We start from the raw sequence: 7840 nt of genomic DNA on the forward strand, positions 1-7840 counted from the left end.
AAATCAGATGTTTTTCTCTATCCCATTGAATCTTAAGGTCATTGCCCTTCCGCTCGTTTGTTCGGAAACATTCATTTGAGCGATCACCCGCCAGGGACAATTGCCTTTTGTGCGGATTTATGCACAAAATCCGCGATGTTCCTGCAGCCGCCATCAGAGAAATGGACATCGAGTTCCTCGGTCTCGCGAAAGAGGGCATGGCTCGTTTTCGCTATTGTCGCCGCCGTCATCTTGATTGTTTCGATGGTTGCGGCCGGCGTTTATGGACGCAATGCCGCCATCGCGACGCTGATCAACCAGGGGCGCACCGACGCCAATCTGAAAGTGGCGCTGCTGCGTGCCGTCCTGGAACGGCCGCGTGCGCTCCCCTTGCTTCTCGCTCAGGACCAGGAGGTGCTGGCAGCACTTTCAGCGAAAAACGGCGATACCATAGCTACCCTTGACCGCAAGCTTGAAGGCTTGGTTGCGGAGACGAACGCGTCCGTCATCTATGTGGTTGGACCAGATGGTGTTGCGATCGCCTCCAGTAACTGGCGCGAACCTCTAAGCTTTGTCGGCAACGATTATTCGTTCCGGGAATATTTTCGCCGAGCGATGGATACCGGGACCGCTGAGCATTTTGCTCTCGGGACCGTCAGTAAACGGCCGGGCCTCTATATTTCCCGCCGGGCGCAAGATCAGAACGGCACGCGTGGCGTCGTCGTCGTGAAGATGGAATTCGACCAGCTCGAAAGCGACTGGCGAGACGCAAGCCGCCCCGCCTATGTAACCGATCCCAACGGTGTCGTCCTGATCACGAGCATTCCATCCTGGCGGTTCATGACAACCGCTCCATTGGCCGCCGATCGTCTCGCCTCCATTCGCGAGAGCTTGCAGTTCGGCGACGCACCTCTTGTCCCCCTTCCCATTGCCCATTCCCAAACCTTGGCCGAGGATGCGTCGATCGTCTCAGCGGTCCTGCCCGGAACCGGCAACGGCGAATATCTTCGCCTGCTGACTCCCGTACCCTCCACCACCTGGAAGCTTGAATATCTCGTTCCGATCGAAGCGCCCGTCGCCGCCGCGGTCCGCGAGGCCCGATTGCTGGCGCTTGCCGTCCTCGTTCCTGTGCTGGCCATTGTCGCCTTCCTTCTGAGACGACGGCAAACGATCGCGATGCGGATCGCGGCCGAGCAATCCGCTCGCGAAGAACTTGAACGCCGTGTCGTCGAGCGGACGGCTGATCTCAGCCTCGCCCGGGATCGTCTGCAGGAGGAGATTGCGGATCATCGCAGCACGGAGGCGAAATTGCAGGTCGTCCAGCAGGAGCTCGTGCAGGCCAACCGCCTTGCGATCCTCGGCCAGGTCGCAGCCGGTGTCGCCCATGAGATCAATCAGCCGGTCGCAACGATCCGCGCCTACGCGGACAATGCGCGGGTTTTCCTTGAACGAGGTCAGAATGGGTCGGCAGAAGACAATCTCGGCGAGATCGCAGCACTGACCGAACGCATAGGGACAATCACCGAGGAGCTCAAGGCCTTCGGTCGGAAAGGCCGAACCCCACCGGAGTCCGTCAACCTGCGCAGTGCGATCGAAAGCGCGGTCGTATTGTTGAGGAGCCGTTTTGCGGGCAGGCTTGAAGCGCTCCACATCGCGCTGCCGTCATCGGACCTGACGGTGACCGGCAATCGCATTCGCCTCGAACAGGTCCTGATCAATCTTTTCCAGAACGCGCTCGAAGCGCTCGCTGGCCGGGTCGACGCCAAGGTCGAAGTTTCCGTCCAGGAAATGTCGGACGAGGTGGCTGTCCGCGTATCGGACAACGGTCCCGGCATCGCACCGTCGATACGGCATTCCCTTTTCACGCCCTTCAATACCTCCAAGGAAAATGGTCTGGGGCTCGGGCTGGTCATCTCGAAGGACATCGTCGCCGACTATGGAGGGCGCATCGAGGTCGAGAGCAATGACACCGGGGCCACCTTCATCATCTATCTTCGCAAGGCGACACCATGAACAATCCGACGCCGGTCATCCTCATCGACGACGATGCCCATCTCCTGAAGGCGACGGCACAGACGATCGAACTGGCGGGTTTTGCGGTCTCGCGTCACTCCAGCGCCTCGGAAGCCCTCGGCAAGATCGATGCCGACTTTGCCGGCGTTGTCGTGTCCGACATACGCATGCCCGATATCGATGGCCTGCAGCTCTTCGATCACATCCGCCGGCAGGATGCCGATCTGCCCGTCATCCTGATGACCGGTCACGGCGATATCCCGATGGCAGTCAAGGCGATCCAGGACGGCGCCTATGATTTCATCACCAAACCCTTCGCCACCGATCGCCTTGTCCAGAGCATTCGGCGCGCAGCGGAAAAACGGCGCCTGGTCCTGGAAAACCGGGCATTGCGCGATGCAGCCGAACAGGCCCGCGACGACCTGCCGCTCATCGGCCAGACGCCAGCCATGGAACGCCTGCGGAGAATCCTGCGGCAGATCGCCGATACCGATGTCGATGTGCTCGTCACGGGCGAGACCGGCACCGGCAAGGAGGTCGTCGCCAACGTGCTGCATCGCTGGAGCCGGCGCTCAAAGGGCAATTTCGTAGCGCTCAACTGTGGCGCCCTGCCCGAGACCGTGATCGAAAGCGAATTGTTCGGCCACGAGGCGGGCGCATTCACCGGCGCTCAGAAGCGGCGCATCGGTCGCATCGAGCATTCGAGCGGCGGCACGCTTTTCCTCGACGAGATCGAGAGCATGCCGCCATCGACCCAGGTTCATATGCTGCGGGTCCTGGAAGCACGCGAGGTGACGCCGCTCGGCACGAACGAAGTAAGACCAGTTGATCTCCGGGTCGTCGCGGCCGCCAAGATCGATCTCGGCGATTCAGCACTTCGCGGTACTTTCCGCGAAGATCTTTACTACCGGCTGAATGTCGTCACGATCTCCATTCCGCCGCTTCGCGATCGCCGCGATGACATCCCGCTTCTTTTCAGCTATTTCGCGGAACGGGCCGCCAAGCGGTTCGCCAGTCCCGTGCCGGCGCTTTCCGCCTCGCTGCGCCGCCATTTCGAAACCTACCAATGGCCCGGCAACGTCCGCGAATTGTCGCATTTTGCCGAGCGCGTCGTCCTCGGCCTGGAAGACGATACCGACAATGCTGCCAGCTCAGCCGACCGTGCGGACCTGCCCCTGCCCCAGCGCCTCGAGCAGCATGAAGCGGAGATCATTCGCGATACCCTCTCCGCCAACGAGGGCGACGTCCGCCGCACCATCGAAGCGCTTGGAATTCCGAGAAAGACCTTCTACGACAAGCTTCAGCGGCACGGCATCGAACGCGCATCGTTCCGCCGGAAAAGCGATGAATGATAATGTTGGAGCCGGATCGCTGTCCAATATTCAAAAGAATCTAAGATTTGATGCCTGACGTATCAAATCGGTCGCTCATGTCATCAAGAGCCGGAGCCGGACGCGGTAAAGGAATTGCACTGGTTACGCCGGCATCAAGTTTCGTGTTTTCATGCAGGAATGGTGCAGGCATCGGAACCGGGCCTGTTGCGGGAAGTAGCAACGCCCTCGTGGCGGTGGACTGTACAGGCGCGTAGTTCGACACGGGCACAAAGTTCATCGCGACTTCATATCCCGGAAGCGGCGGCGGTGTCTGCAGCGCTCCGTCCGCCCCGCGTTTTTCATAAAAGGCATTTCCGCCCGCCACAGTGACATAGTGCATGTTGCGGTATGGAAACTTCAAACCATCTGTATGAAAGAACATCGCGTTCCTGACGGGTGAATATCTTTCTCCCCGCAAGATTGCATCCGCGGCGGTGTTCAATTCCGGCTCCGCTTCAGCCTGGACGACCCTCGTCATGACGCCGGGAGCAAATTGCCTCTTTTGCGCAACGACGCCGCAGATCGAATCCGGATAGGCTTCTGACGTCACCCTGTTCATGATGACGGTTCCGACCGCCATATAGCCATTGTGATCCGAGTGTTCCGACTCGAAATACATGGCCCTCTTCAGGCAGTCACGATCCTTGGCAGTGTAGTTGTAGGTGACTTTGGTCGACCGCGCCTTTAACGCGGAAGTGTGGCTGGCCGTAGCCGATTGACCGGGCGCGGTGGTGCATCCCGCCGCTGCCAGTCCAATTAATAAAATCCCCGAAAGGGGTCTCCCCAACGCGAGTTGCGCCCTCAACGGCAGGTGCCTCCTAATGGTTTAGAACAGCCCTTATCGATTCAGCGAATACGCTTCACCCAACATTTCGCCGACATTTCAAATGGAAAAAAATGACGAAAATGGGGCCACTCCTAGATTCCTATTGCTTTTATCGGCCGCTGCACTGTTGTCAGGCCACCACCAAAAATCGAACGAGACGGTTGCTGTGACGCAATCGTGCCATATTTAACCAACTCAAAGTATTCATTTAGATGTCACTTGAATAAGCGATAGATAATGCTAGCGTTTGCTGTGCGAGGGAGTGAGCGTATGAGTATCGAAGAGTTGATTGATCTCCAGGAGCAGGGTTCGAGAGCACGAACTCTTGGCCTTCAGCTTCATGATAATCCTTATTTGCAGCCTGGAAGAATGCCTCTCAGGGACAGCAGCCATCTTGCCGACTGGCTCGCGCGCCATGATGCATGGAGATTTGGCTGGGAGGCCGAAGATGCCAGCCTGAAGGGCAAAATTTCCGCATATTTCAAGGCGATCGTGGAACGACCGGCTGGCAAGTCGCCGCACTGAAGTTTGTCAAAGAGCGAAAATAGGCGGACGCGCGGTGAACGCGTCGTCCTTTATCACGCTTTCGTGGTTTCGAACCTGTTCGGCAATGGGACAATATCTTCGGACAGATCGAGACTGTGGTTTAGGCGGAGAAGGACTTGGCAATGGGGTAACGCGGCGGAAAGTCGTCGGGGGGATCGCTACGGCGGCATTCCTGCCGATCTTGCCGCGGCTTTCCCTTGCCCAACCTTCCGGTCCCCTCAGCAGGCCAATTCCGTCAAGCGGCGAACAGCTTCCGGCGATTGGTCTCGGCACCTGGATTACGTTCAATGTCGGCGACGATCCGGTGCTTCGGGATGAATGCGCCGCAGTCATGTCCGCCTTTTTCGAAGGCGGCGGCCGCATGATCGATTCCTCTCCAATGTACGGCTCCTCGCAGCCGACGATCGGCTATGGCCTTCGCAAGCTCGGCTATCCTGATACGCTGTTTTCGGCGGAGAAGGTCTGGATATCGGATCCCGAAGAAGGAACCCGGCAGATCGAACAGTCCCGCGGCTACTGGGGCGTGCCAAAATTCGATCTTATGCAGGTTCACAATCTTCTTTCCTGGGAAGGGCATCTGCCGGCCTTGTTCGACATGAAGGCGGCAGGGCAATTGCGCTACGTCGGCATAACGACATCGGAAGGAAGAAGACATCGCGAAGTCGAGAAGATCATGGCCAGCCAGCCGATCGATTTCGTCCAGATCACCTACAATATTGTCGACCGCGAGGTGGAGGACCGCATCCTTCCCCTGGCACAGGAAAAAGGCATCGCCGTCATCGTCAACCGGCCGTTCCGCCAAGGCAGCCTCATCCGGCAGGTCAGGCATGAGCACTTGCCGGAGTGGCTGGCTGAGACGGGTGCGCGGAGCTGGGCTCAGTTCCTGCTCAAGTTCATCATCTCGCATCCGGCGGTCACCTGCGCCATTCCAGCGACGACCAGCGTCGACCATGTTCGTGAAAATCTTAACACCGCGAGAGGCGTCCTTCCGGACAAAGCGATGCGCCAGCGCATGGTCGACTACGTAGAAGCGCTCTGAGTGCCTGCCTTATCCCTTATCAGCGTGATGGAGGAGACGGCTGATGTCTGAATGGTGGAGCTATCGCCTCTCTGACTTTCTGATGTTCTCGCCGCGGGTCTATTTCCGCCTCATCGAACGTTACAATCAGGAATTCTGGCCTCTTCATATCGCCTTTCTGATCGCAGGCCTTGCCGCCATCGCTTTTGCGGCAAGGCCGGGATCGCGGTTCCGTCGCGGCGTCCTTCCCATACTGGCGATCGCCTGGCTTTTCTGCGGCTGGCAATTCCTATGGTTGCGCTATGCGACGATAAACTGGGCCGCCTCGTACGCGGCGCTGGGTTTCCTCCTGCAGGCAGGACTGCTGTTGCTCTCCGGCTTGCGGAAAGACGAGAGCGCAGCGGCTCCAACGTTCAGGATCGTCGGAGCGGGCATTGCGCTGTTCGGGTTGTTGGCCTACCCGCTGCTAGTCCTCTCGTTCAACCGATCCCTTGCCGCGGCGGAAATATTCGGAATGATGCCGGATCCAACGGCAATCGCAACGCTCGGAACTGTCCTGGCGCTCAAAGGTGCGCGCTCATGGTTGCTCATGCCGATCCCAATCCTCTGGTGCACTTTCAGCGGCCTGACGCTCTGGACCATGTGGGATGAGGGCGCTTCACTGCCGCTTTTATAGTGGATTGCGGCGGTGGGTCCCTGGTGAAAGGTGACGGCATGCGCGGCCTTGACCGCCATGCTGGAGGGCCGGCGTAAGGTTGTGACTGGCCGCAGGGGGAAATTTGCGACAACATGCCGATGCGGACCTCATCGAGGATCCGGCGCTTGCAGGAAATATTTTCGCATGAAATGCCAAAGGCTTCTTGGCCGCTGAACCGGAGACGCGCGAATGACCAGACTGACCGAGGACGCCAAGGGCGTCTATGTGATTGCCGTCACCCCATTTGCCGATGACGGCGCCCTTGATCTCGACAGCATCGACAGCATGGTGGATTTCTACGAGGGCGCCGGCGTAACGGGCCTCACTGTCCTCGGTCAGCTTGGGGAAGCGCCCAAGCTCACCGCGGAAGAGTCGCGAACGGTCGTCGAGCGTGTTCTGAAGCGCCTCAGCGGGCGCTTGCCGGTCGTCGTCGGCGTTTCCGCGCCCGGGCTCGCTCCGATGCGCGAACTGGCCGAAGCCGTCATGGACCAGGGAGCCGCCGGGGTCATGGTCGCGCCGCCATGGACGATCAAGACGGACGACCAGGCCTTCGCTTTCTATCAGTCCGTCGGAGAAACGCTCGGCGATACGCCCTTCGTGCTTCAGGACTATCCGCTGACCACGAATGTCACGATCGCACCCAAAGTCATCGACCGGATCATCAAGGAAGTACCGAACTGCGTCATGCTCAAGCACGAGGATTGGCCCGGCCTTTCGAAGATCACTGCACTGCGCGCTTCCAGCGACAAGGGCGAGACACGACGCATCTCGATCCTTTGCGGCAATGGCGGGCTCTTCCTGCCTGAGGAGATGGGCCGCGGCGCCGACGGTGCGATGACCGGTTTCTGCTATCCGGAGATGATGGTCGGCGTCGTTCGCGCCTATGCGGCGGGAAATCCCGATCGCGCCCATGATATCTTCGACGCCTACCTGCCGCTGGCGCGCTACGAGCAGCAGCAGGGCGTAGGCCTTGCGGCGCGCAAATATGTTCTGGCAAAGCGCGGCGTCATCAAATCCGCAGCACTTCGCAAACCGGGAGTCAAGCTTTCGTCTCTCGATGTCGCCGACGTGGAACGGCTGCTTGCCCGCCAGGCTATCCGGCTGAGCCAAATCGGCGCAGAAGCTTAAGGCCTGCCACCTAGATGTGAGCTTTCAACAGGTTGTCCGTCTTAATGGACGAGATAGTCCCGTCAATCCACGATCGCGATGGTGGTTGTCTGGCGCAGACGTCTCCCCTTACTCGGCGGACGGCGTCTGCGCCGCGGGGTTCGATCAGAAGGCATCTGCTGCAACAGGTCGCAGGGATTGTTGTCTGGCGTTGACGCTCCCTCAACCCTCTTCCCTGTGCTTGTCACAGGGATCCAGCCGCGCCGTGTCCACGGCGCGAA

7 protein-coding genes are annotated in these 7840 nt (G+C 59.3%); 6 read left to right on the forward strand and 1 reads right to left on the reverse strand.

The window, feature by feature from the left end; translation table 11 throughout:
• The first annotated feature begins 135 nt into the window (after positions 1-135).
• Positions 136-1992, forward strand: coding sequence for an ATP-binding protein (locus tag AAE029_RS14235; RefSeq protein ID WP_371073502.1), 1857 nt, complete (start codon positions 136-138; stop codon positions 1990-1992).
• Positions 1989-3344 (forward strand): sigma-54-dependent transcriptional regulator, encoded by a 1356-nt coding sequence (locus AAE029_RS14240; protein ID WP_371073503.1) that lies wholly within the window; start codon positions 1989-1991, stop codon positions 3342-3344. The genes AAE029_RS14235 and AAE029_RS14240 overlap by 4 nt, the downstream gene beginning before the upstream one ends.
• Positions 3345-3384: 40 nt before the next feature.
• Here the strand turns inward: AAE029_RS14240 and AAE029_RS14245 are convergent, their stop codons facing one another.
• Positions 3385-4170 (reverse strand): cell wall hydrolase, encoded by a 786-nt coding sequence (locus AAE029_RS14245; protein ID WP_371073504.1) that lies wholly within the window; start codon positions 4168-4170, stop codon positions 3385-3387.
• A 291-nt stretch (positions 4171-4461) separates the two neighbouring features.
• Between AAE029_RS14245 and AAE029_RS14250 the strand changes: the two genes are divergently transcribed.
• The 4 genes from AAE029_RS14250 to AAE029_RS14265 all read left to right on the forward strand — a co-directional run bounded on the left by AAE029_RS14250 (position 4462) and on the right by AAE029_RS14265 (position 7580).
• Positions 4462-4716 (forward strand): CrpP-related protein, encoded by a 255-nt coding sequence (locus AAE029_RS14250; RefSeq protein WP_371073505.1) that lies wholly within the window; start codon positions 4462-4464, stop codon positions 4714-4716.
• Between the two features lie 85 nt (positions 4717-4801).
• Positions 4802-5776, forward strand: a complete 975-nt coding sequence (locus AAE029_RS14255) for an aldo/keto reductase (protein ID WP_371073506.1) — start codon at positions 4802-4804, stop codon at positions 5774-5776.
• Between the two features lie 43 nt (positions 5777-5819).
• Complete coding sequence (locus tag AAE029_RS14260; RefSeq protein ID WP_371073507.1) at positions 5820-6431, forward strand: DUF6064 family protein; 612 nt, start codon at positions 5820-5822, stop codon at positions 6429-6431.
• A 210-nt stretch (positions 6432-6641) separates the two neighbouring features.
• Complete coding sequence (locus AAE029_RS14265; protein ID WP_371073508.1) at positions 6642-7580, forward strand: dihydrodipicolinate synthase family protein; 939 nt, start codon at positions 6642-6644, stop codon at positions 7578-7580.
• Positions 7581-7840: the final 260 nt, after the last annotated feature.

This window comes from Sinorhizobium sp. CB7 (assembly GCF_041357635.1).
In the GTDB taxonomy this organism is placed as follows: domain Bacteria; phylum Pseudomonadota; class Alphaproteobacteria; order Rhizobiales; family Rhizobiaceae; genus Rhizobium.

Bases quoted from the DNA above. Each gene is read 5' to 3' on its own strand.
- AAE029_RS14235 (WP_371073502.1), top strand. From the start codon at position 136: ATGTTCCTGCAGCCGCCATCAGAGAAATGGACATCGAGTTCCTCGGTC.
- AAE029_RS14240 (WP_371073503.1), top strand. From the start codon at position 1,989: ATGAACAATCCGACGCCGGTCATCCTCATCGACGACGATGCCCATCTC.
- AAE029_RS14250 (WP_371073505.1), top strand. From the start codon at position 4,462: ATGAGTATCGAAGAGTTGATTGATCTCCAGGAGCAGGGTTCGAGAGCA.
- AAE029_RS14255 (WP_371073506.1), top strand. From the start codon at position 4,802: ATGGGACAATATCTTCGGACAGATCGAGACTGTGGTTTAGGCGGAGAA.
- AAE029_RS14260 (WP_371073507.1), top strand. From the start codon at position 5,820: ATGTCTGAATGGTGGAGCTATCGCCTCTCTGACTTTCTGATGTTCTCG.
- AAE029_RS14265 (WP_371073508.1), top strand. From the start codon at position 6,642: ATGACCAGACTGACCGAGGACGCCAAGGGCGTCTATGTGATTGCCGTC.